General features: G+C 44.3%; 22 protein-coding genes, 1 tRNA gene and 1 pseudogene. 17 read left to right on the top strand and 7 right to left on the bottom strand.

What is annotated here, in order from left to right:
- The first annotated feature begins 21 nt into the window (after positions 1-21).
- Positions 22-576: a cell division protein ZapC domain-containing protein gene (locus tag L8G48_RS03105; RefSeq protein WP_248263147.1), complete on the top strand. Its 555-nt coding sequence runs from the start codon at positions 22-24 to the stop codon at positions 574-576.
- A 98-nt stretch (positions 577-674) separates the two neighbouring features.
- Here the strand turns inward: L8G48_RS03105 and L8G48_RS03100 are convergent.
- A tRNA-Met gene (locus L8G48_RS03100) sits at positions 675-751 on the bottom strand.
- A gap of 202 nt (positions 752-953) precedes the next feature.
- Here L8G48_RS03100 and rlmKL point away from each other — a divergent pair.
- From rlmKL to rmf, 5 genes are all read left to right on the top strand, one after another.
- The gene (gene rlmKL / locus L8G48_RS03095; protein ID WP_248263146.1) at positions 954-3,068 is read left to right on the top strand and encodes a bifunctional 23S rRNA (guanine(2069)-N(7))-methyltransferase RlmK/23S rRNA (guanine(2445)-N(2))-methyltransferase RlmL; all 2,115 of its coding nucleotides are present in this window, start codon (positions 954-956) and stop codon (positions 3,066-3,068) included.
- 3 nt (positions 3,069-3,071) lie between these two features.
- Positions 3,072-3,311, top strand: coding sequence for a glutaredoxin family protein (locus L8G48_RS03090; protein WP_248263145.1), 240 nt, complete (start codon positions 3,072-3,074; stop codon positions 3,309-3,311).
- Positions 3,308-5,254 carry an ATP-binding cassette ATPase Uup gene (gene uup, locus L8G48_RS03085; RefSeq protein WP_248263144.1) on the top strand — a complete coding sequence of 649 codons (1,947 nt, stop codon included), beginning with the start codon at positions 3,308-3,310 and terminating at the stop codon, positions 5,252-5,254. The genes L8G48_RS03090 and uup overlap by 4 nt, the downstream gene beginning before the upstream one ends.
- Before the next feature lie 3 nt (positions 5,255-5,257).
- Positions 5,258-7,003: a DUF3466 family protein gene (locus L8G48_RS03080; protein WP_248263143.1), complete on the top strand. Its 1,746-nt coding sequence runs from the start codon at positions 5,258-5,260 to the stop codon at positions 7,001-7,003.
- A gap of 176 nt (positions 7,004-7,179) precedes the next feature.
- Entirely contained in the window at positions 7,180-7,356 is a 177-nt protein-coding gene (gene rmf, locus L8G48_RS03075; protein WP_011234532.1) for a ribosome modulation factor, read from the top strand.
- Positions 7,357-7,423: 67 nt separating this feature from the next.
- Here the strand turns inward: rmf and fabA are convergent, their stop codons facing one another.
- The 5 genes from fabA to L8G48_RS03050 form a co-directional block, all read right to left on the bottom strand.
- On the bottom strand, positions 7,424-7,936 hold the full coding sequence (fabA, locus tag L8G48_RS03070) for a 3-hydroxyacyl-[acyl-carrier-protein] dehydratase FabA (RefSeq protein WP_248263142.1): 513 nt from the start codon (positions 7,934-7,936) through the stop codon (positions 7,424-7,426).
- 81 nt (positions 7,937-8,017) lie between these two features.
- A complete protein-coding gene (locus L8G48_RS03065; protein ID WP_248263141.1) occupies positions 8,018-9,934 on the bottom strand; it encodes an AAA family ATPase in 1,917 nt (638 codons plus the stop codon).
- 111 nt (positions 9,935-10,045) lie between these two features.
- Entirely contained in the window at positions 10,046-10,267 is a 222-nt protein-coding gene (locus tag L8G48_RS13580) for a type II toxin-antitoxin system RelE/ParE family toxin (RefSeq protein ID WP_443986704.1), read from the bottom strand.
- A gap of 164 nt (positions 10,268-10,431) precedes the next feature.
- The gene (locus L8G48_RS13575; RefSeq protein ID WP_443986707.1) at positions 10,432-10,497 is read right to left on the bottom strand and encodes a hypothetical protein; all 66 of its coding nucleotides are present in this window, start codon (positions 10,495-10,497) and stop codon (positions 10,432-10,434) included.
- Between the two features lie 800 nt (positions 10,498-11,297).
- On the bottom strand, positions 11,298-11,465 hold the full coding sequence (locus L8G48_RS03050) for a hypothetical protein (protein WP_248263140.1): 168 nt from the start codon (positions 11,463-11,465) through the stop codon (positions 11,298-11,300).
- 975 nt (positions 11,466-12,440) lie between these two features.
- On the opposite strand from L8G48_RS03050, the pseudogene L8G48_RS03045 reads away from it, so the two are divergent.
- Positions 12,441-12,598: pseudogene (locus L8G48_RS03045) on the top strand (FMN-dependent NADH-azoreductase); the annotation flags it as partial.
- Positions 12,599-12,612: 14 nt separating this feature from the next.
- On the opposite strand, the gene L8G48_RS03040 reads toward L8G48_RS03045, so the two are convergent.
- Complete coding sequence (locus L8G48_RS03040) at positions 12,613-12,804, bottom strand: zinc ribbon domain-containing protein (protein WP_248263139.1); 192 nt, start codon at positions 12,802-12,804, stop codon at positions 12,613-12,615.
- A gap of 367 nt (positions 12,805-13,171) precedes the next feature.
- On the opposite strand from L8G48_RS03040, the gene L8G48_RS03035 reads away from it, so the two are divergent.
- From L8G48_RS03035 to uspE, 10 genes are all read left to right on the top strand, one after another.
- Positions 13,172-14,812: a methyl-accepting chemotaxis protein gene (locus tag L8G48_RS03035; protein WP_248263138.1), complete on the top strand. Its 1,641-nt coding sequence runs from the start codon at positions 13,172-13,174 to the stop codon at positions 14,810-14,812.
- A 136-nt stretch (positions 14,813-14,948) separates the two neighbouring features.
- Entirely contained in the window at positions 14,949-16,385 is a 1,437-nt protein-coding gene (gene ccoN, locus L8G48_RS03030; RefSeq protein WP_248263137.1) for a cytochrome-c oxidase, cbb3-type subunit I, read from the top strand.
- Positions 16,386-16,396: 11 nt separating this feature from the next.
- Positions 16,397-17,017: a cytochrome-c oxidase, cbb3-type subunit II gene (ccoO, locus tag L8G48_RS03025; protein ID WP_248263136.1), complete on the top strand. Its 621-nt coding sequence runs from the start codon at positions 16,397-16,399 to the stop codon at positions 17,015-17,017.
- On the top strand, positions 17,017-17,202 hold the full coding sequence (locus L8G48_RS03020; protein WP_248263135.1) for a cbb3-type cytochrome oxidase subunit 3: 186 nt from the start codon (positions 17,017-17,019) through the stop codon (positions 17,200-17,202). Before ccoO ends, L8G48_RS03020 begins: the two co-directional genes overlap by 1 nt.
- Entirely contained in the window at positions 17,195-18,148 is a 954-nt protein-coding gene (ccoP, locus tag L8G48_RS03015) for a cytochrome-c oxidase, cbb3-type subunit III (RefSeq protein ID WP_248263134.1), read from the top strand. Before L8G48_RS03020 ends, ccoP begins: the two co-directional genes overlap by 8 nt.
- A gap of 51 nt (positions 18,149-18,199) precedes the next feature.
- The gene (locus L8G48_RS03010; protein WP_248263133.1) at positions 18,200-18,697 is read left to right on the top strand and encodes a FixH family protein; all 498 of its coding nucleotides are present in this window, start codon (positions 18,200-18,202) and stop codon (positions 18,695-18,697) included.
- 4 nt (positions 18,698-18,701) lie between these two features.
- Entirely contained in the window at positions 18,702-21,080 is a 2,379-nt protein-coding gene (locus L8G48_RS03005; protein WP_248263132.1) for a heavy metal translocating P-type ATPase, read from the top strand.
- The gene (gene ccoS / locus L8G48_RS03000) at positions 21,077-21,253 is read left to right on the top strand and encodes a cbb3-type cytochrome oxidase assembly protein CcoS (RefSeq protein WP_248263131.1); all 177 of its coding nucleotides are present in this window, start codon (positions 21,077-21,079) and stop codon (positions 21,251-21,253) included. Before L8G48_RS03005 ends, ccoS begins: the two co-directional genes overlap by 4 nt.
- Positions 21,225-21,896: a sulfite exporter TauE/SafE family protein gene (locus L8G48_RS02995; protein ID WP_248263130.1), complete on the top strand. Its 672-nt coding sequence runs from the start codon at positions 21,225-21,227 to the stop codon at positions 21,894-21,896. Before ccoS ends, L8G48_RS02995 begins: the two co-directional genes overlap by 29 nt.
- 65 nt (positions 21,897-21,961) lie before the next feature.
- On the top strand, positions 21,962-22,888 hold the full coding sequence (gene uspE, locus L8G48_RS02990) for a universal stress protein UspE (protein WP_248263129.1): 927 nt from the start codon (positions 21,962-21,964) through the stop codon (positions 22,886-22,888).
- Positions 22,889-22,917 lie beyond the last annotated feature (29 nt).

Genomic DNA, 22,917 nt, shown 5'->3' with positions numbered 1-22,917 from the left:
CTAATAATAAAGGCGAGTAAAGTGGAATCGGAATCCCAGTGGTTATGGTTGTTCAACGCAGAAAACGGCAAGCTGAGCGTTAAGCTGAGTAGTGACCATGTGTTTGAAACACCTTATAAACCGAGTCAACTTGTCAACATCAACTTCAGCGAGCAACAGCTGGATATTGAAGATGCGACCATATTCCAAAAAATGACTGAAGTATTAGAGTCTTATCCTGCCGATAAAATACCTTGCAAACCAAGTAATGCAGCACTTAATGCTGCAGCCTGGAGTTGCTTTGGGCGACCCCAGATGCCACAAAGTTGGCATTTCCAAAAGTCAGATATCAATGAATGGAAAACAGAGCGGAGCTTGTGTGAATTAAACTCAGGTTTTGATCAGGGGCTATTTTTAATTCTTGATACTGATGAAGAGTTTGCAACCTGCATGCTGTTAAATGAGGGGATGCAGCTTTCAGCGATAAAATCGTTACGCCAGTACTACGTTATTAAAGTTACTTTGAATCGTTTACTTCCGGCCACAGTGGACTTAGCCATGTCAGCTCAGCCAAACTGGGGCCAGCAACTGGCCTAATTTTTCTATTAAGATCTATTAAGATTAGTATTTGATAGTAAATTTGTGTCTTAGTGTTTTTTTAAGGGAATTACTACTGAAGTCTTTTATGAGGACATTGGTTGCGGGGGCAGGATTTGAACCTACGACCTTCGGGTTATGAGCCCGACGAGCTACCAGACTGCTCCACCCCGCGTCCGAATGTGAGCGCATAGTATAGCGATAATTACGGTCGCGCAAGCTTTATTTAAATCACTCGCACAGTATTTATACAAAAACCGTTTAACTGCTGATTTATTAATCGCTTCTTTTGTAATTTCCTTATTTCTGCTGGAATTACAGACAGCCACTAAGCTCTCCGTTATAATTGTCCTCTTAATTTTTTAGGCGAAGTTTCTATGTATCGTTTTTTTATTGCGTGCTCCAAAGGCCTTGAAGGGCTTTTGTTCGATGAGTTGCAAGAATTTAATTTAAGTCACGTTAAGCAAACTCTGGCGGGTTGCTATATCGAGGCCGATTTGCAGCAAGCTTATACAGTGGCTATGTGGTCCAGAATGGCAAGCCGCATGCTGTTGCAACTGGGCGAGAAGGAAATCACCAGTCTGGATGAAATTAAACTGGCACTGACCCAGTTTTCCTGGAGTACAGTTTTTGATGCGAACAGAACTTTCGTGGTTGATTTCTCCGGTGGTAACGACGACATTCGCCATACCCAGTTTGGTGCTCAGTTAGTAAAAGACTGTATTGTTGATAATTTTCGCAATAACGGGTTTGAACGTCCAAGTATTGATAAGCAAGATCCCGACGTTCGCATTGCAGTGCGCGTGCACAAAGACAAGCTAACCTGGTCATTAGATTTTAGCGGCGAGGGTATGCACAAAAGGGGATACCGGCTGCAGCAAGGTGAAGCGCCATTACGAGAAACCTTAGCGGCTGCCATATTGGTCCGCGCAGGAATAGACACAGAATTACAGAAAAGTCAGCCGGTTGTTTTTGACCCCTTCTGTGGCTCGGGTACGTTAGTAATAGAAGCGGCCATGATGGCAATGGATCATGCGCCGGGTCTGAACCGGGCCCACTGGGGTTTTTTGTTTTGGCATGAACATTCCCCACAACTGTGGCATGAGGTATTAGAACAGGCTGAGCAGCGCTTTAAAGTGGGTAAAAACAACTTTAAAGGCCAGTTAAAAGGCTCTGACAACAATCCCCATTTGGTGGCTAAAGCTAAAGATAACGCCAAACGTGTATTATTACACGACGTTTTAGAGTTTGAGGTTGCAGATGCTACAAACTGCGACGCTCCGGCAGAAAGTGGTTTATTAGTCTGTAATCCACCGTACGGTGAGCGTTTGGGTGAAGCGGTCGAAACTTTACTGTTGTATCGCCGTTTTGGCCGGCAGCTAAAAGACACTTTCCATAATTGGCATATCGCCGTATTGGCAGGAGACGAGCAGTTACTGAAACGTCTGAAACTGCGTAGCCATAAGAAATACCCATTATTGAATGGCGCAATACCAGTTAATCTGGCACTTTATGACTTAACTAAAGAGCAACCTGACTTTGCAGAGAGTCAAGCTGACGACCTTGTTAACCGGGTAAAAAAGAATTACGAAAAAATAAGCAAGTGGGCAAGCAAAGAAGGGCTGGATTGTTGGCGAGTTTATGACGCTGACATCCCAGAATACAACGCCGCTATCGATATCTATCAGGATTACGTGGTTGTACAAGAGTACGCAGCCCCCAAAGACATCCCTGAAGGCATTGCAAACGATCGTTTGTGGTTCATGCTGGAATCGTTGAGTTCTGCTTTGCCGGTTTCAGAAGATAAAATCATTTTAAAACGCCGACAGCGCCAAAGCGGTAAACAGCAATATGAAAAACAGTCGCAGGAAAGCACGGTGTTAACGGTTAATGAATACGGCGCCAAGTTTGAAGTTAACTTAACCGACTACCTTGATACCGGCTTATTTATGGACCACAGGCTGGTGCGTAAAGAGTTGTTGGACAAGTGCGAAGAGCTGGATGTGCTTAACCTGTTTGCTTATACCTGTACCGCGTCAGTTCAGGCGGCCAAAGCAGGAGCCGCTCGTGTCGTTTCGGTTGATATGTCTAAGACCTACCTCAAGTGGGGCGAGCGTAACTTTGCTTTGAACCGCTTAAGAGGTGATTATGAGTTTATCCAGGCAGATTGTTTTAGCTGGATGCGTGAGCAACGGGGGAAACAACTGTTTGACGTTATTTTTCTTGATCCACCGACTTTCAGTAACTCAAAACGGATGAGCGGTACTCTGGATATCCAGCGCGATCACGTCGGCTTGATAAAAACCGCGACAGGAATGCTGAAAGAGGATGGTGTTATTCTGTTCTCTAATAACAGGAAAAAATTCAAAATAGACACGGAAAGGCTGGATAAAGCCGGACTTGAGGTCAATGACCAGACTCAGGCATCCATACCGGAGGACTTTAAACGTCATAAAGGCATTCATCACTATTTTATTATTTCACGGGTGTAATTAATGTCGGATTTTTATTTGCTAATAAAACCAAATTGTCCGCTTTGTACTCAAGCTATCCAATTACTGCACTCTCTGTCGCTTGATGAGCCCGTGGAACTTGGGGTAGTAGACATTGCCGAACAGCAGGAACTGCAAGATGAGTATGGCTGGCTAGTACCAGTATTTATTCGAGCAAAGGACGACGCTGAATTGCGTTGGCCTTTTGACGCTAATCAATTGCTGGAGTTTGTTGAGCAATGAGTTTATTACGTGTACAAAATGCACACTTGGCTTTTGGCGCAGATGCCATTTTAGATGGTGTTGACTTTACTATTGAAGCCGGTGAACGAGTCTGTTTAGTCGGCCGTAACGGCGCTGGTAAATCAACCTTTCTGAAAGCCATAGATAACGAAGTCGTGTTAGATTCCGGACAAATACAATGGGTTGGTAGTACGAAAGTAACCCGCTTGCCACAAGACCCTCCCAAGCAGTCGGAGCAACGAGTATTCGACTACGTTGCTGAAGCACTTGCTGAATCAGGCAAAGCATTGGCCCGTTATCACGAGCTGTCTGCCAGTCTTACCGACTCTCTCAGCAGCGCAACCCTTGATGAAATGGATAAGCTGCAGAATCAACTTGATGCCATTAATGGCTGGCAGGTTAACACTCGTATTGAACAGGTTTTGACTCAACTACAATTGCCCGCCGATGAAACTATGGCGGATTTGTCAGGGGGCTGGTTACGCCGGGTTGCTCTGGCACGCGCTTTAGTTGTTGACCCGGAGATACTCTTGTTAGACGAGCCGACTAACCATTTGGATATTGAAATGGTGCGTTGGTTAGAAGAACAAATTGTCAATTTTTCAGGAGCTGTTCTATTTATTAGCCATGACAGGGCATTTATCCGTCGTTTGGCAACACGGATTATCGATTTAGATCGGGGACACTTAACCAGCTACCCGGGTAGCTATGATACGTATTTACAGAAAAAGCAGGAAGCTTTGGAAGTTGAGGCAAGCCATAATGCCGAGTTTGATAAGAAACTTGCGGCTGAGGAAACCTGGGTTCGCCAGGGAATTAAAGCTCGTCGTACTCGTAACGAAGGCCGGGTGCGTGCGCTTCAGGACCTACGAAAGCAACGTCAGCAGCGACGCGAGCTTCAGGGTAAGGCAAACCTGTCTGTGAACGAGTCTTCGCGTTCCGGGAAAAAGGTCTTTGAAGGCGAGAACATGGCTTTACGCTTTGCTGAAAAGCCCATTATGAATAATCTTGATTTATTGCTGATGCGGGGCGACAAGGTAGCCTTTGTCGGTCCTAACGGTTGTGGTAAAAGTACGTTAATTAAAGTCATTCTTGGTATGCAGGATGTCGATAGCGGAAAAGTCGAGCTTGGAACTAACCTAAAAGTCGCTTATTTCGATCAACACCGGGCGCAGCTGGACCCAGAACAAACGGTTATGGATAATGTTGGTGACGGCAAACAAGATATCGAGTTTCAGGGCCGAAGCCGCCATATTTTGAGTTATTTGCAGGACTTCCTGTTTTCACCCAAACAGTCTCGAACACCAGTCAGAGCGTTGTCTGGCGGTGAAAGAAACAGGGCGTTACTTGCTAAAATATTGCTGAAGCCCAGTAATATTTTAGTGCTTGATGAGCCTACTAACGATCTGGATATCGAAACATTAGAATTGCTTGAACAAATTGTAGCCAATTACCAGGGGACCGTTTTACTGGTCAGTCACGATAGAGAGTTTGTCGACAATACTGCAACCAGCGTGCTTTACTTTGAAGGTGAGGGCGTTATTACTGAGATAATAGGCGGTTTTACCGAACTGAACCACTATTTAACGGCTAAAGCAGAAAATTCATTCCAAAGTAGCGGAACCAATTCGGCAGATAAAGAGTCTGACAGCCACAAAACTTCGCAAAACAAGCAGAAAACAACCGACAAAGGTTCAGACAAGCCAAGGAAGAAGTTATCCTATAAACGGCAACGCGAACTAGAACAGTTACCAAAAGTTATTGCTGAAAAAGAAGCAAAACTTGAAGAATTACAACAGTTAATGAATGAACCGGGGTTCTTCGAACAGCCATTAGAAAAAACTGAACCAGTAATGAGTCAAATTGCCGAAATTGAAGGACAGTTGATGCAAGATCTGGAACGTTGGGAAGAACTGGAAAACTTATCAGAACAGAGTAGTTAGTTAATGAAATCATTTACAATGAAGTCACTTACTGTAGCCGTTATTTCAACATTGTCTTTTGCTTCTGCAGCTGACACCTACAATGTTGAAACTATAGAAACGTTGAATAACTATCGAAGCAGTGTTCCGCAAAGCATTAATGCGGGTGGACAAATAGTTGGTGTGGCACGTTTTCCAGAGAATGTAGAAATTGATTTTTCTGAGGTTCCAGAACGGTTACTGACACAGATAGGTTTTGATCCAGAAGCAGATGAACAACTTACAATTGCTCAGTATGAGTTTATTGTTGAAAACCTTGGTAATTATGCAAATAGCAGCCTTCAGGCTCAGCGAATTGGGTTAAACCAGGCTTTCATTTATAACGGAGCCAGTAGCGAAGTTAACGCTGTATCAGCAACAGCCGGCCAACTGGAAAACAGCATCGATAGTTTTTTATATTCAATCAATAATGCAAACACAGCCGTAGGTGTAACCAGTGCGCCGTACGCGCTTATCGAGCATGAATATACCAATTCTGAAGATGAAACTGTCACTGAAGAATATTTTGTTTCTGAGTTTTTAACTCGCGGTATCTGGTTTAATAATGGTGAGTCTACTTTAGTCGAACCTGAGGCAACTGACTATTTGGGAGGCGAGAGTGCCATTTTCGATATTAATGATAGTGGACTTGCCGCCGGTTATGAAAGTTTTGCATTAAGCCCTGCAGCGATAACCCGAATAGAAGAAACCTGTGAAGACCCCGAGGTGGCTCGTCAATCTGAACCTCTGGAAGCTTGTGTCTGGGGTATCTGGAGAAATTTACAGAATGCCGATGCATCTAATCTTGCATCCTTTACCAACCGCCGGTCTCGTTTTAACCGTCCGCGCTCAGGTTATAATGCAGGCCGCTCTATTTATGACATTCGTGCAAAGTTATGGCAATTCGATGCCAACGGCGACATAATTAGTCAAGTTGAACTGCCAACTCTGGAAGAAAGAAAAAGCGACGATGACAACGACTTTTCCAGCTACGCTTACGCAATTAATAACAACAATATTGCCGTAGGACAAAGCTGGACGTACCACCCTGAACGCGGTGCGATCCGTATGCCGGCTATATTTAAAAATGAAGAAGCCTTGCCCGTGACTGAAGACCCTGTTTATTTATGGGGTGCCGCAACCGATATTAATGACTCCAATATTGCCGTTGGTCATCTTACTAAACGCCCTGTCGGAACATTGCGCAGTTACGGTTTTTATTACGATGTTGACGCGGGTGAACTGACTGTTCTTGATAGTTTCTTTAATGGCTCATCAACGGTGGTACGCAGTATTAATGATAACGGTGAGATGGTAGGAACCGCTGAGGTTGACCCGACACTGTCTCAGGTTCGTGCGCGTGCCGGTTTTTATTACAATATGAGTGCCGAAACCCCACAAATTATCAACCTGAACAACACCATTAGCTGCGACAGCGAATACAATATCGTTGATGCCAGCGATATCAACGAAAATGGTGAAATTATCGCCGCAGCGCTTAAAACTGACGAATATACCGACGAAGAAGGTGAAGCCCAGACTCGTGAAATTCTGGTCAATATCAAACTGGATCCTATTGAAGGTGAACTCAATAACTGTACCAATGATGAAGAGCCAGTTGAACGCAGCGGTGCAGCCGCAGGACTTGGTTCAATATTAGGTTTGAGTGCTCTGGGCTTGCTTATTACCGCAATACGCAGAAGGACCCTTCTTAAGACTAAAAAATCATAATAACTGCCCTATAAAAAAGTAGCACAGTTTCAATTCGTTAAAAAAAGTCAATGGATACTGTGCTACTTTTACAATTGAACTCTCCTGAAATAAGTCTATTAATAGTAATGAGGCAGAAAATATGAGCCTCAACTCTCTAAATAATAATCTGTGAATAACAGGCGAGGGATAGACTTATGAAAAGACAGAAGCGTGACCGCTTTGAAAGAGCACATACTCAAGGCTTTAAGGCTGGTTTGCATGGCCGCTCAAAAGATAACTGTCCTTATCAAACTCAAGATGATTTTCGATCCCATTGGTTGGGAGGTTGGCGAGATGCAATGGAGGCCAGAAATACCGGCTTATTCCGCTAGTTGTCATAAGTAGTAGAAAAATAATTGAAACGCCGATAGTAAAACATCGGCGTTTTTTTGTAGCTAGTTAAAAAGTAGAAGTATCAGTGAATAAACCTACTTTTAGATCTTTAGCCGTGTAAATTTCACGGCCGTCCACTTCTACACGACCATTACCAACGCCCATGAACAATCTGCGCTTAATGACTCGCGTCATATCAATGAAGTAGCTGACTTTTTTGTGTTCAGGCAGTATTTGTCCCGTAAATTTTACTTCACCAACGCCTAACGCGCGACCACGGCCAGGACCACCGGACCAGCCTAAATGGAAGCCAAGCAACTGCCACATAGCATCAAGACCCAAACAACCCGGCATAACCGGATCACCTTTAAAGTGGCAATCAAAAAACCAGAGGTCAGGGTGGATATCGAGCTCTGCGTGAATAAAGCCTTTACCGTCAGAACCACCATTTTCGTTAATTTCAATGATGCGATCCATCATCAACATATTAGGTGCCGGTAATTTACTGTTACCAGGACCAAACATTTCGCCACGACTACAAGCAAGAAGTTCTTCACGAGTAAAGCTCGACTGATTCATAAATACCCTAATTAATTGTTAAAAAACTAGGGCTTAGTCTAGCGTACAACTGTACGCTAAACAAATCCGACAAGTTTGTTTTTAACCAAAAATTCGGCGCCAAAAGCTACGAGGTTGCTCATTGTCTGTATTATCCAATGAGCGTTCCCGGACATTCTGAAAAAGAGTTTTAATCGGTGTCTCTGTTAATAATTCCAGTGCTTCCTCTACATGCTCCACGGTATACACGTGAAACCGCCCATTTTTAACCGCTTCAACAACTTCGTCGTTAAGATTTAATTGGTGTTTATTCGACTGCGGAATAATAACGCCTTGCTCACCATTTAAACCGCGATGTGCACAAAGCGCATAATAACCTTCAATTTTTTCATTAACCGCGCCAATAGACTGCACATTGCCGAATTGATCAACGGCTCCGGTAATTGCCAGGGATTGTTTAACCGGCTGCTCGGCAAGCGCTGATATCAGACAACAGAGCTCGCCAAGTGAAGCACTGTCGCCGTCGACTTCGTAATAAGATTGTTCAAATACAACAGTTGCCGACACCGACAAAGGCTCATGGCGCGCAAACTGATTCGCCAGGTAAGCGCTTAAAATCATGACGCCTTTAGTATGAATATTCCCGGACAGATCAGACTTTCGTTCAATATCAATAATGTCGCCATCACCATAATGAATGGTCGCCGTAATGCGCGCGGGTTCACCAAACTCACTGCCGCCCATGGTCACAACGGTTAACCCATTAAGCTGACCAATAGCCCGGCCATGCGTATCAATTCGGACTTGTTGCTCCAAAATGCTACGACGACTTAACTCGGCAAGGTTTCCTTCACGATCACGCTGTTGCTGTAGCGCTAAATCAATAGCTGCCTTATCGATTTTGGCGTGTTGATTCTGCAGTGCGCAGTCGTTGGCTTCACGAAGTAGTTGCAGTAACGGTATGGTATTCAATGTCAGCTCTTGCTGGTAATCGGTGTATCGAGCGCAAACTCGCAGTAAGGCCGAATAGCCATCCGTACTTAATGGCAACACATCGGCAAGTTGCCAAACATATTGTAAGTAATTGAAGTAGGGCGCTACCGGCTCATTCTGAGTGGCATAATGCCCGTGAAAGTCTGCCAGAAACGGAAAAAAGTTATCAAAGTCCTCGTCGTACTCGCGCAGTTGCGCGTACTCATTACGTGAACCCAGTAAAATAATTTTAATATTAATAGGTATCGATTCAGGCCGATAAAAGAAGGCGGTACCTGAGTCCGGTGCCTGGCGCGGCCATTCAAATTCACCGCCTTCGATAACATCTTTCAAGCGCTTCCAGAGTGTAATATTTTCGAGCAACTGAGCTACTTCAATAGCCAGAACACCGCCGTTTGCTTTATGCAAAAGGCCCGCCTCAATCAAATTCAGCTCTGAACTGACTGTTCCTTCTACCGATTGCACACCAATGTGGCCAAATAGCCGTTCTTCAGTCACGCGGTCGCAATAATAGTAAGGGGCAGGGTGCTGATGTCCAACCAAAACGGAAGCCAGGCTCTCACCCTGAATGTCTTCTGCCTTTTTATCCCGTATTTGCTGCATGTAGTCGCGCAGCTTGTGCGTATCAAACTGTTCAACTATCGCTATATAAGCTTCTTCACGCTGATCTAACGGCCGTTTTAAAAAGCCCCATATAGCTTTAATTGCAGCATCAGCAGTACCAGATGGCAAATTCACACACAGCGGACGTAAAGGAGCAGACGGGTTCGCCAGGTACAGCCAGTCGTACCAACAGGTAAATTCCCAACGATTATCTGCAAAATAGGCATCCAGAAGGTCGCGTTTTAAAAGCCCGCCTGAAAACAACGCATAACCATTTGAATACGTGCCGCGCTGGCGTAACGCGTTATTCAAGGCCGTAACCGCACGTTTTTGCCCAACTAAAGCATCTTCTTTAAGTTCCGCAGGCAGCTCTTTGAGCCATTCGCTGGTTTGTGGCTGCAATGCCAAATAATCTAGCTTCATTGAATTGTTCTTCTAGTAACTTGCAATAGAGGCATGATAACAGAAATGATGAATTGGGAGAGTTACGAATAACCGACTTCATTTTGATGTCGAACAGCGAGGATAATCGTTTCAATACCGTCGTAACGGTACAGTGCGACATAGCCGCTTCGACCAAAATCGATGAGCCATTCTCTGAACTCTACAGGCATGTCGTCGAGCGGACGGCCAATTGAGGCTCTGGCGAATACTTTTCACAGCCTGACGAGCAGCTATCGGGTCCTTGCTTCGCAAAAATTCATGCAAACGCTGTACATCCGCTAAAGCCGCGGGTGACCAGATTACGTGTGACACGTTGGCAACTCGGCATCGTCACCGGATTCAAGTTTAGAGAGCCATTCATCGGTTTCTTTCTGGGTCAGATGAAGGCCATTACGTTGATATTCATCCCAGGCATGAAGGGCATCCTGCTTGAACGTTTCCCGTTTTTCTTCACGCTCGACATAATCTTCAATCGCCTAACGCATGATCCAATGCGCAGAACGATGCCGAATATCAGCAAGATGCTGCACGCGCTTTTTCATATCGTCATTCAATTTTACCGATGTTGCCATTTCTGACTTCACTGAATATTAAAGGGTATTACCTTTTAATACTATAGCATAAATATTGCACTAGCCAGAAAATGCGGCGTAGTAGTAAATCTGTCGCTTTGGCGATTCTGTCGAGTTCTGAAAACTGTCATTTAGTCGTGGCAAACGATCGTTTGCCGTATTTTATTCAATTGTCGCGCCAAGCCTTTGCAAAACCTTAATAAAGTGAATCTGAGACTTAAATTATGCCGAAATACTTAATTGCGTATAATGTATACAAGTTTAAACTGGTATACCTATACAACTTTGTTTAGAGCTTCAATTTACCCGATAAAACCCTAGTTTTTTAATCTGATTTTTCTGTTAAATCCTGCGTGAAATTAAGTGTTTTTTATGAGAATTGGGTGCATACCCCTGTTTTTAAGGTTTTTCTTTTTAAAAACATGAGGTTAAAGTGAATTAGGGTGTGTTGTGTTTTCTCAATTTGAGAAAAAAGTGCAGTACTACTTGCACCTTTGCCCGTTGGGTTAATGTTTTTTTTATTTCACTCTCGCCTGTGGCGATCGTGAAATTGGTCTGGCAGGGCGGGCAGTTGTACAAAAGAGGATTCTTTCTGATTAGTCTCGGCCAGTTATGGCTTTTTATCACCGATCAAGTCAGCAGAGTCTAGCAATAGGGGCTTTGCCCCTATTTACCCCAATAAAAAAGCCACCAAAAGGCGGCTTAAGAGCGTCACAGCCAGCTGGCAAATGCCTATCTGTCTGCGCCGCTCATCTAGTAACAATCAAAAGTTAGGAGTCAAGCTCGGGTAAAGTTGACTTTAAAAGCAACTCGATTCGCTCAGAGGAGGCCTGCTGAGACATATCAGCCAACATAGAAATAAACTCTTGTCTAGTTTCACCGGAAAGCGATAAATATAAATCAACAGATTGGATAATTTTTTCATTGGAAATAGTCATATATCTACCTTTTAGTTTTTTGTCAAAAGCTCTTAAAAGAGTTGTAAGCCATTTAATTTAATAGCTATAGGAGACTTTAAATTGTGAGTACCGGATAGAATCTGAGTAGTTAGAAGGGCGGTTAGCATTCTCTAAAGACTGCTTGTCTGCTTCTCGAAGGTGCTTGTTTGATTTAAAAACCTCAGCATAACGGCGTGAGCTCCATTTGTAGATATTCAGAAACTCCACTTCAAAAGCATTAACTGAGCCCCAGGGGGTTAAAATATTAGTCCCATAGATGTACCAGCTAGCAAACGGTTCATAGTCTGGTAAGAACCCACGAGACATAGAATCAAGATACCTGAGTACAGGCATAGGCGCGGTACTCTGGTGGAGCCAGCGTTTAACAGTACGAACGTTAACACCAAAATGAGCAGCAGCAGCGCTGTAATTGAATCCAAATACATGGACAAAGGCCAAGTAAAAGTCACCCTTAAATTCCCTAAAGAGCATTGAGCACCTCCAGAGAATTTAAAGGTTGGACAAAATGTCCATTACGACGGAGGTTAAACGAGGTTTTTTTATGCATAAAAAAACTCCAAATTATTGGAGCAAACCGATAACTGAGTTAAAGTTACCGAGTCGCCCGCATCTGTTTAAAGTCGGAATGTGGCGACCAAGCCCTGAGAATTTGCCAGAATTTTCGGGGCTTTTTTTTGGTCATTTCACAGGTCTAAAAAACACCTGAATTTTGATATTACTTGATTGCGTATAATGTATATTATGTTAAATCATTACTATATATGTATAGATTTAGTACGAAGCACTTACTTTTTAAAGCTGCTGTTGCGCAAGCCGTAGAGGTTTCTCAGCAAGAAAATCTATAAAAACACGCATTGCCGGCAGTATTCAGCATCGGTGCGAATACGTCATATGCATGATTCCAATGAGCAGATGCCAGCCGGATGCGGATACGCTGGTTATCGGTGCGCCAATAAATACACCGAGCAAGGTCCTGAAGGTCTGGTCAGTAACAAAAAGTCTTATATAGCATCAGGCCGAGGAGGTATTTACTCTCTAAAGGCATGAATATGGGTGACGAGCCACGCCAGCAAGGTTTTAGAGAAGCAGCGCAAGAAATCGAAACAATATAGAATTAAAAGCCACCCTACTCGTCATCTCGGTGCGCTTTTATCTGCACGTCGTCCCCTAACTGCAGTATCTCTATTTCAATTGGCTGACAGCAGACTTGGCAATCGACAATCTGGTGCTGGTCAATATCGTTCAGCCAGTCTACTTCAAGATCGTTAATTGCCATGCAGTAAGGACATTCAAAGGTTTTCGGATCCGTTAAGCTCATTGCAAATACCTTAAAATTTAAAACCTGGTTACAAGAGTAATCAAATCTGCCGAACTTTGCTTGGTATATTAGCGATTCACAACACGGAAAATGGTAAAGCAGCCATGAGAATTGACTTTATCACTGAGTTTTATATTACCAAAAATCAATCCTTATTGATAATAAATTAATTAAGGTTTTAGTTTAAGGCGTTAACAAGGGCGAGCTAAGCCCCCCACTGCTTTATAGCGCTACGCTCGCATTAAAACAACGAGGAACAAATTAATAGACAAAATACAAATCTTTGCGCTAATTTTTATTGTAAATATTTTGAAAACTGCCGATAACTTATTACATCAGTTTATCGTCGGTTGATTGAGGAATGCCAATGAAGATAGTTCAGCAGTTAAGCATCACGCAGAGACTAGTCTCCTTAATGGGCATTGCCGCGTTAGGAACGGCTCTGATGGTGGCGTTTATGATGTTTATTCTGAACAACTTGCTGGTTGAAGAGGAAAAACGAAAACTCAATGCTGTACTTGATTCCGCTCATACCATAGTCAGTTATTATCATCAGGAATATCAGGACGGTAATCTCAGCGAAACTGAAGCTAAAGCCGAAGCTTATGCTCGTCTGGATGACATCAGATACGAAGGCGTAGAGTATATATTTACGCTAAACAGGAATGGTGTTCTGGTGCAACACCCATTTTCTAAGCAATTAGTTGGTAAAGATGTCACTAGCTATGAAGACCCACAAGGCACTCAACTGTTCCAAGAGATGATTGAAAAAGCACGCTCCCGGGAGCGCGCAACCGTAGAGTACATATGGCAAAAAGGCAGTGATGCCAATAACCTGGTTCCGAAGATTAGTAGAATTAGAGTGTTTAAACCCTGGAATCTTATTATGGGGACAGGCCAGTACACCGACAATATTACCAGCATGTTGTGGCAGGAATTCTTCAAATTAGCCGGGGTGGCCCTGCTACTAGCTGTACCTCTCCTTCTTGTGTTTGTTTTAATAATACGCAGTATTACCCGCCCACTAAAAACCATTAATAGTGCTATGTTTGATATTGCGCAAGGCGAAGGCGATTTAACTCGGCGACTGAATGACTCAGGCTCAGATGAATTGTCCAAACTGGCAACGTCGTTCAACACTTTTGTACACAAAATTGAGCAATTGGTGCAAAGCGTTCAGGAAAGTACTCAAAATGAGAGTGAAGCTGCGAGTCAGTTAACCGATTTATCAGCCACCAGTAGTCGTCAGAGTGACGAATTGACCTCTCAAACTAGCTCTATAGCCACGGCTATTACAGAACTCTCATCTTCGGCATCCGAAGTTGCTGATCATGCACGTCAGGCCGCAGATTCAGCAAATACAGCGGATGAAGAAGCTGGACATTCTGCAGTTATTGTACGCGAGTCAGTCAATAATATTGAGGCTCTGACCTCTGAGCTCGTCAAAGCCGGAGCAAAAGCCCGGCTATTGCAGGATGGTTCGGACAAAATTGGTAATATACTGGGTGTTATTGTTGCTATCGCCGAACAAACGAATTTACTCGCGCTAAATGCTGCAATTGAAGCCGCTAGAGCCGGAGATGCCGGACGTGGTTTTGCGGTTGTCGCAGACGAAGTCAGAACGTTAGCGACTCGAACCCAGCATTCAACTGATGAGATTTCTTCAATTGTTGAGAGTATTCAGGGAGCTATCAAAGATGTCAGCCAAATTATTAGCGATGTCGAGCAACGTTCAACATCGACCAACGAAGAAGCATTGAAGGCTGAGCGAGCCATCAGTCAAATCCAGGAGGCGGTCGTTAATATTTCCAGCATGAACACACAAATTGCTTCAGCGACTGACGAACAAAGCCGGGTAACGAGAGATCTCAATAAGAACATCACCGGCATCTCTGATCTATCTCATGCCAATCAGGAAGCAAATACGCGGGTATCGGAAGTGAGTCATGATCTTAGCAAAAACAGTGTTGATTTAAGTCAACTTGTGAGTCGGTTCAAGACAAAATAACCTTAATAAGGCAGGGGATAATCACAATATCCCCTGTACCTTTTTGCTCATAAGACGTAAAATGGACTCACTTTTACATGGATTGTGTCTGGTAAAAGTCTCCTTTTTCCTGATCTAATCACTGCGGATTTAAAAGATGAGTCAAACAATTCCAAAACAACCGATCGAATATAATATGAAGGTCGTTCGACAGTTTACTGTCATGACTATTATTTGGGGTATCGTCGGTATGGCATTAGGCGTATTGATAGCTGCTCAGCTAGTCTGGCCAGAACTAAACTTCAATACCCCCTGGTTAACCTACTCCCGCCTTCGCCCGTTGCACACAAATGCGGTTATTTTCGCATTCGGTACCAGCGCGCTTTTTGCGACCTCTTATTATGTTGTTCAGAAAACCTGTCAAGTTAGTCTGTTTTCCAACAAGTTGGCGACCTTTACTTTTTGGGGGTGGCAGGCCGTTATAGTGGCAGCGGTAATTACTCTGCCTATGGGTCTTAACAGCACGAAGGAATACGCTGAACTTGAATGGCCTATCGATATTTTAATTGCTGTCGTCTGGATCGCTTACTCAATCGTATTCTTCGGAACACTGGCTATTCGGAAAACATCGCATATTTATGTTGCTAACTGGTTCTTTGGCGCTTTTATCGTCGTTATAGCCATGCTTCATATTGTTAACAGCTTTGCGATACCGGTGTCTTTCACGAAGTCATACTCAATTTATTCCGGCGCAACCGATGCCATGGTCCAATGGTGGTACGGACACAATGCGGTAGGCTTCCTGCTGACTGCCGGGTTCCTGGGTATGATGTATTATTTTGTACCTAAGCAGGCTGAACGCCCTGTCTACTCTTATCGTTTATCTGTCGTCCATTTCTGGGCTCTTATTTCACTGTATATATGGGCCGGCCCTCATCACCTGCATTATACGGCTCTTCCGGACTGGACTCAGTCGGTGGGTATGGTGATGTCAGTAATTCTTTTCGTTCCTTCCTGGGGCGGCATGATCAACGGCATTATGACCTTGTCGGGTGCATGGCATAAGCTGCGTACTGACCCAATACTGCGCTTCCTGATTGTCTCGTTATCATTCTACGGCATGTCGACTTTCGAAGGCCCGATGATGGCAATCAAGTCAGTTAATGCACTTTCTCATTACACGGACTGGACCGTTGGTCACGTTCACTCAGGCGCTTTAGGCTGGGTTGCAATGATCACTATCGGCTCGATGTACTACCTGGTACCTCGCCTGTTTAATCAGAAAGAAATTCACAGTATTAAACTGGTGAACATCCACTTCTGGTTACACACTATCGGCGTTGTTTTTTACATCGTTTCAATGTGGATTTCAGGTGTTATGCAGGGGCTTATGTGGCGTGCTACAAACTCCGACGGAACCCTGACGTACAGTTTCGTCGAGAGTGTTCAGGCATCTTATCCGTTCTGGACAGGCCGCTTTATTGGAGGTGTGTTCATTGTGATTGGTATGCTGATTATGGCTTATAACTGTTATCAGACAATTCGTGCCGGCCGTCGTGAGACAGCTGCAGGCAACGTCGTGCAAACTGCCTGAGGGGGAGAATAATGAGTCGCTTTAAACACGAATTTGTTGAAAAGAACTTAGGCTGGTTGTCTATTCTTATGATTATCGCTGTTTCTATTGGTGGCCTTGTTGAAATTACACCACTGATATTTCAGAAACAAGTTAATGAACCTATAAAAGGCTTGGAGCCTTATAGTGCCCTTGAACTCGAAGGCCGGGACATTTATATACGCGAAGGTTGTAATAACTGCCACAGCCAAATGATTCGCCCTTTCCGTGCTGAGACAGAGCGCTACGGGCATTATTCACTAGCGGGCGAACACGTTTGGGAATTCCCTCACTTGTGGGGTTCTAAACGAACTGGACCTGATTTGGCGCGCGTAGGTGGACGTTATAGCGATGAATGGCATTACGTTCATTTGATGAACCCTCGTAATGTGGTTCCTGAATCGAATATGCCTGCTTTTTCATGGCTTGCTGAAAACAAGCTAACAGGTGAATACACCGCTAAGAAAATGGAAGTTATGCGTACACTGGGCGTTCCTTATAAAGATGAAGATATTGCCGGTGCAAAAGAAGCCGTTCAGGGAGAAACTGAAATGGATGCGCTTATTGCTTACTTGCAATCTCTTGGCACAGCATTACAGCGGGCTGATAAGTAATGGATTACGGAACCTGGCGCGGCGTGTTCAGCCTGATCATACTGGCAATCTTTATTGCCATTGTGGCCTGGTCGTTCAGCCGCCGTACAAAAAAGCAATTTGATGAAGCGGCTAATTCTATATTTGAAGAAGACGAATCATCAATAGATAACAGCGACAAACCGGAGTCGAAGAAAGATGAGTAGCTTCTGGAGTGCATGGATAATTGTTTTAACGCTAGCCACCTTAGTGGTATTGATTTGGCTATTGCGCTGGAATATGAAAAATTATACTCACATCGAAGAAGGTCAGGAAATGGACCACGAATTCGATGGGATAGTTGAGTTAAATAATCCCCTTCCTAAATGGTGGACGTATTTATTCTGGGCTTGCTTTGTGTGGGGCTTCTTATATTTAGCGCTGTACCCGGGGCTGGGTAATTTCAACGGGTTGCTTGACTGGAAGAGTTCAAACCAGGATATACGTTCTTTGGAAGAGTCTCGTCAGGCTATGAAGGAAGCGCACGAAAAAGGCATGATTGTTGAGTATGATCGTGCAATTCGTTCCGCAGAAGAAAAATATGGTCCTATCTTTGAAGCCTTTGCGCAGCAACCTGTGAACGAGTTGGCAAAAAATGAAGACGCTTTAGATGTTGGTCAACGTTTGTTCCTTCAAAACTGTGCGCAGTGCCACGGCTCTAATGCTATGGGTGGCCAGGGTTTTCCTAACTTAACGGACAATGACTGGCTTTATGGGGGCGAACCAGATGATATAAAAACGACGTTGCTTCAGGGCCGTCAGGGTAACATGCCAGCATTTAGCGGACAGTTTAGTGATAAACAGATTACTGAGCTTGCAAACTATGTTGCCAGTTTAAGTGGTCGCAAACGAGATGCTGACCTGGTTCAGGCCGGAAAAGCAAATTTTGCGGTTTGCAGTGCTTGTCATGGTCAGGATGGTAAAGGTAATCAACAACTAGGAGCTCCTAACCTAACTGATAATGTATGGTTATATGGCGGCTCAATTAATAAAATTGAAGAGACGTTAAAGCATGGTCGAAATGGTGTTATGCCAGCCTGGAAAAACATATTAGGGGAAGATAAAATTCACGTTATCTCCGCTTATGTCTACAGCTTGTCTAACGAAGAATAAAGCGTACTAAACAGCCCCGCTTCGGCGGGGTTTTTTGTAAGAGGTCTCATTATGAATCAACCCTGGTATAAGCAGTTCTGGCCATGGTTTCTTATCACCCTTCCGGTTACGGTCATGATTGTTTGTGGCGTTATCATTTATCTGTCTATATCGCAGGGCAGCTTTTCTATGGTTGTGGATGACTACTACAAACGCGGAAAGACCATTAACGCTATTATTGAACATGTTGAAGAAGCACAGCGTCGTGATATCTCTTTTGAGTTCACAGCAGACCAAGGCTTGTTTACTTTAAAGTATGCCTCAGGGCAACCTGATGAGTTATCCGCATTAAGAGTTTATTTTGTTCATACGACACAAGCGGGAAAAGACTTTTCGAGAATGTTGACAGTAGCTGCTGATGGTACCTATCGGGCTGACATTCCAGAGGAAATTAACGGTAAATGGACGATCACAGTAGAACCTTTTAATAAGGTCTGGAAAGTGAGTGAAAAATACCAATTGCCGAAGGCAGAATTAGCAAAACTTCGTCCGCTGTTATACGGAGTTTGAATCGATGGAATGTTTCCACTGCCTGCAACCGGTTCCTAAGGGTGTTGATCTCTCAGTTGAATTTAAAGGCTCAGAGAAACCGGTTTGTTGTGCCGGATGTCAGGCTGTAGCGCAAACCATTATTCAGCATCAATTACACGCTTATTACGAACACAGAGATACCGCTCAATTACAGGACTCCCCTGTCCTTCCCGATGAATTAAACGAGTTAGCACTGTACGACCATCCAGACTTACAAAAAGAGTTTGTCAGGCATGAGAATGAAAGTACGGAAGTTGCCACTTTAACCGTAGAAAACATTACCTGCGGAGCTTGTGGGTGGTTAATTGAACGCGAATTGGCACGTTTAGGAGGGATACAGAAAGCCGTCGTTAATGTCACCAGCCGTCGCTTACAGGTTACCTGGTCCCCGAAGCAGCTAAAACTGAGTGAAATTTTAAAAGCTTTAGCTGGCATTGGTTATAAAGCCTTGCCGTTTCAGCCAAATGAAGCTGAGCAGCAATATGCTCGTCAGCGGAAAAGCTATATTCGCCGGCTCGGTGTCGCTGGTATTGCAACCATGCAGGTTATGATGGTTGCCTTTGGCTTGTATTTTGGTGCAGCAAGTGATTTATCCCCGGATTTACAGCGCTTTTTATGGGGAGTGAGTTTGCTCTTCGCAACACCGGTCATTCTTTACAGTGCGCAACCCTTTTATGCCGGCGCCCTGCGCGCACTGCAAGCCTCGCGGTTGAATATGGACATACCGGTCAGTATTGCCTTGTTAGGTGCTTACAGTGCCAGCGTTTATGCCACGATTGCCAATACCGGTGAGGTTTATTTCGAATCAATATCCATGTTTACCTTCTTCTTGTTAACTGGCCGCTTTCTTGAGTTATTAGCCAAAGAACGCGCCTTAAAGTTTGCCACTAACAGACTGACTTTATTGCCAAAGTTAGCAACCCGGGAAACACTAGACGGCACCGAGTCTATTGCTATTAAGCAGTTAAATATTGGCGATATTATTCGTGTGAAAGCTGGCGAAACCGTGCCGGCAGACGGTGACTTATTGAATGAGCCGGCGCAGGTAGATGAAAGTCTGTTAACCGGCGAAAGCCTGCCCCGGGCGAAAAAGCCGGGGGATGCCGTTGTTGCCGGCAGCATTAACCAACATTCTCCGATACGAATAGAAGTGACAGCAACAGCGCAACAAACGGTCTTAGCCGGCATTATATCGATGCAGGATTCAGCACTGGCAGTTAAACCAAAAGCTCAGCAAGTTATCGATAAAATAGCCGGTTACTTTATTGCCGCTCTCTTACTTATTGCGGTTCTTACCTATTTTAGCTGGTGGTGGCTCCAGCCTGATCATGCGCTTTGGGTAACACTGGCAGTATTAGTTGCAACCTGTCCCTGTGCTCTCTCTCTTGCTGCACCTACGGCATTGACCGGCATTATTCACCGGCTTAACCGCGATGGTATTTTATTAAAAGGTTCCGATGTTCTTGAATCTGTAAAAGAATTAGACAAAGTGTGTCTTGATAAAACCGGCACTTTAACAGAAGGGAAATTCAGACTGGTAGAGCGAGAAGATTTTACCGACTCTGAAACAGTAAATAGGCTGGTCAGTGGACTGGAGTTATTTTCTGAGCACCCTCTTTCCGTTCCGTTAAGCCAGCTCTCTGAAAACCCCGCCCGGTTTCAAAACGTCAATAATGAAATGGGTCTGGGGCTGGAAGGCGAATTTAATGAGAAACATTACCGGGTTGGTAGTGAAACCTACATACAGCAATGGCATCCTGAGTTTAAATCACTTAACAAACACCAGGTAATTGTTGCCAGTGAAGAAGGCGTTTTAGCACAGTTCAGAGTTGAAGATAAGTTGCGCGAGGATGCCAGGGCCACTATTAACTGGTTAACAAAGAATGGTTACCAGCCTATTGTCTTAAGTGGTGACAGCCCGTCAAGAGTCCAGTCGCTAGCTCAGGAAGTTGGTATTTCGGAATATCATGGGTCGCTAAAACCTGAAGAAAAGCTCGCATTTGTTGCGAAACAACAAGAAGCCGGCAACACCGTCTGGATGATCGGCGATGGCATCAATGACAGTCCTGTTCTGGCTAAGGCAGATCTTTCTATGACATTTTCTCAGGCTTCTGATTTAGCTCAGACCGCCGCCGATGTCGTATTAATGTCTGAATCGCTAAACCAGGTTAAGACCGTTATAGAAAGTGCACTGAAAACTCGCAGAATCATGCAGCAAAACTTCGTTTGGGCATTAGTGTATAATATTTCCATATTGCCGGTTGCCGCTATGGGAATGATAGCTCCATGGGCAGCAGCGCTGGGTATGTCGCTAAGTTCGTTATTGGTCATTGGAAATTCACTAAGGTTGTATCGAAAATGAGTGTCATTTACGCATTAATACCAGTTGCAATTATCTTCGTCATTATTGCTGTTGCGATTTTCTTTTGGGCGGTTCGATCGGATCAGTTTGAAGACATTGAACGCCAGGGACTTAACATTCTGATGGATGATGACAAGAACAGTGATGATGACTCAGATAACTCAAAGCGCTGATCTGGTTACCGCACTGCTGATGGGACTGGCCGGTGCCGGGCATTGCTTAATGATGTGTGGTGGTATTGCCAGTGCCATGGGTATCAATACCCGGCCTCACCATGTCTGGCTTTATAATTTAGGCCGGGTCAGTTCCTATATGCTTATTGGTGCACTGGTTGGCGGCGCCATCGGACTTTTTGCCCCTGAAGGAGGCTACACTACCATCGTTCTGCGTTGGCTAGCGGTTGTGTTCTTACTATTACTCGGGCTCTATTTTACGGGTTGGTTTGCCGGATTAGTTTATCTGGAAAAGGCTGCCCGACCAGTTTGGAATAAAATACAACCTGTCGCTGCCAAGCTTCGAAATAAGCCCAATGGTTTTGCCGCTTTTTTTGCCGGCTCTTTGTGGGGATGGCTCCCCTGCGGTATGGTTTACAGCGCACTGAGTTGGGCCGCGTTAAGTGGCTCTGCAGGCAGTGGAGCAATAACGATGGCTGCTTTTGGTTTAGGTACCTTACCAGCAATGATAGCTGCGGGCCACTTTAGTCAATTTCTGCATCGCTTTTTACGGGCACAAGGGGTGCGAACCGCAATGGGAGTGTTACTTATCATTTATGCGTTGTGGAGTATGTTGACTCTAATCAAACCTTTTTTTCAATAAAGCCTGCAAAGCTCCTTGCTTTCGTCTAATCTGAACTATGAATATAGATTAATTACGAGGTACGTATGGATGCATTTCGTCATATCCTGGTTGTTATAGACGCTGCCGATGAACAGCATAAAGCGTTGAAACGCGCTTTGCACATGGCCAGACTCAGTGACGCCAGGTTAACTTTGTTTTTATCGATTTACGACTTTTCTTACGAAATGACAACCATGCTGTCCAGTGAAGAACGCGATATTATGCGGTCTAACCTTATTTCCGACAGAAAAGCCTGGCTAACAGATGTACTCAGTGAATTTGATACCGATTCAGTTCGCATCGATATTGATGTTGTCTGGCATAATCGGCCTTTTGAAGCGATCATAAAAGAAGCCATTAAGCACGGGCATGAACTTATTATTAAAGGAACCCAAGTCAGTGCCAGTTTTCAGAATTTAATTTTCACCCCTACCGACTGGCATTTACTAAGAAAAGCCCCCTGCCCGGTATTACTGGTTAAAGAACATGAATGGCCAAGCCACGGGCAAATTATTGCAGCTGTTCATACCGGTTCAGAAGAAGAGCATCATCAAAATTTGAATAAGCGCATCATTGTACATGCGCAATCAATGAGTAAAGTGTTGAATGCCAGTTTACATTTGGTTAATGCTTACCCCTCCGCACCTGTCAATGTTGCCGTAGAAATTCCAGAGTTTGATGTCAGTGAATACACCGATGTACTTGAACAACATCACGTGAGTCGTATAGCCGCCCTTGGTCGTGAGTACGGTATTGCAAAAAACTATCAATATCTGTCACAGGGCTTACCTGAACAGGTTATTCCTGAAGCGGCAAAACAGCTGGATGCTGAGTTAGTGGTATTGGGGACCATCGGCCGAACTGGGCTAAGTGCGGCGCTTCTGGGAAATACGGCGGAACATGTTCTTGATCAGCTCAATTGTGATGTGCTGGCTATAAAACCAGAAGACTTTGTGAGCCCCCTCGCGTGAGGCTGTTGCCTGAGGTATAATTTGGCTCC

The organism is Idiomarina aminovorans, assembly GCF_023155095.1.
GTDB lineage: Bacteria > Pseudomonadota > Gammaproteobacteria > Enterobacterales > Alteromonadaceae > Idiomarina > Idiomarina aminovorans.
Note: the sequence above shows the minus strand (reverse complement) of the source record. Positions and strands in the feature narration are given on the sequence as shown.

What these genes read in the sequence shown, in the direction of transcription:
- rlmKL (WP_248263146.1), top strand. Translation starts at nt 954, where the DNA reads ATGTATCGTTTTTTTATTGCGTGCTCCAAAGGCCTTGAAGGGCTTTTG.
- L8G48_RS03090 (WP_248263145.1), top strand. Translation starts at nt 3,072, where the DNA reads ATGTCGGATTTTTATTTGCTAATAAAACCAAATTGTCCGCTTTGTACT.
- uup (WP_248263144.1), top strand. Translation starts at nt 3,308, where the DNA reads ATGAGTTTATTACGTGTACAAAATGCACACTTGGCTTTTGGCGCAGAT.
- L8G48_RS03080 (WP_248263143.1), top strand. Translation starts at nt 5,258, where the DNA reads ATGAAATCATTTACAATGAAGTCACTTACTGTAGCCGTTATTTCAACA.
- rmf (WP_011234532.1), top strand. Translation starts at nt 7,180, where the DNA reads ATGAAAAGACAGAAGCGTGACCGCTTTGAAAGAGCACATACTCAAGGC.
- fabA (WP_248263142.1), bottom strand. Translation starts at nt 7,936, where the DNA reads ATGAATCAGTCGAGCTTTACTCGTGAAGAACTTCTTGCTTGTAGTCGT.
- L8G48_RS03065 (WP_248263141.1), bottom strand. Translation starts at nt 9,934, where the DNA reads ATGAAGCTAGATTATTTGGCATTGCAGCCACAAACCAGCGAATGGCTC.
- L8G48_RS03050 (WP_248263140.1), bottom strand. Translation starts at nt 11,465, where the DNA reads ATGACTATTTCCAATGAAAAAATTATCCAATCTGTTGATTTATATTTA.
- L8G48_RS03040 (WP_248263139.1), bottom strand. Translation starts at nt 12,804, where the DNA reads ATGAGCTTAACGGATCCGAAAACCTTTGAATGTCCTTACTGCATGGCA.
- L8G48_RS03035 (WP_248263138.1), top strand. Translation starts at nt 13,172, where the DNA reads ATGAAGATAGTTCAGCAGTTAAGCATCACGCAGAGACTAGTCTCCTTA.
- ccoN (WP_248263137.1), top strand. Translation starts at nt 14,949, where the DNA reads ATGAGTCAAACAATTCCAAAACAACCGATCGAATATAATATGAAGGTC.
- ccoO (WP_248263136.1), top strand. Translation starts at nt 16,397, where the DNA reads ATGAGTCGCTTTAAACACGAATTTGTTGAAAAGAACTTAGGCTGGTTG.
- L8G48_RS03020 (WP_248263135.1), top strand. Translation starts at nt 17,017, where the DNA reads ATGGATTACGGAACCTGGCGCGGCGTGTTCAGCCTGATCATACTGGCA.
- ccoP (WP_248263134.1), top strand. Translation starts at nt 17,195, where the DNA reads ATGAGTAGCTTCTGGAGTGCATGGATAATTGTTTTAACGCTAGCCACC.
- L8G48_RS03010 (WP_248263133.1), top strand. Translation starts at nt 18,200, where the DNA reads ATGAATCAACCCTGGTATAAGCAGTTCTGGCCATGGTTTCTTATCACC.
- L8G48_RS03005 (WP_248263132.1), top strand. Translation starts at nt 18,702, where the DNA reads ATGGAATGTTTCCACTGCCTGCAACCGGTTCCTAAGGGTGTTGATCTC.
- ccoS (WP_248263131.1), top strand. Translation starts at nt 21,077, where the DNA reads ATGAGTGTCATTTACGCATTAATACCAGTTGCAATTATCTTCGTCATT.
- L8G48_RS02995 (WP_248263130.1), top strand. Translation starts at nt 21,225, where the DNA reads ATGATGACTCAGATAACTCAAAGCGCTGATCTGGTTACCGCACTGCTG.
- uspE (WP_248263129.1), top strand. Translation starts at nt 21,962, where the DNA reads ATGGATGCATTTCGTCATATCCTGGTTGTTATAGACGCTGCCGATGAA.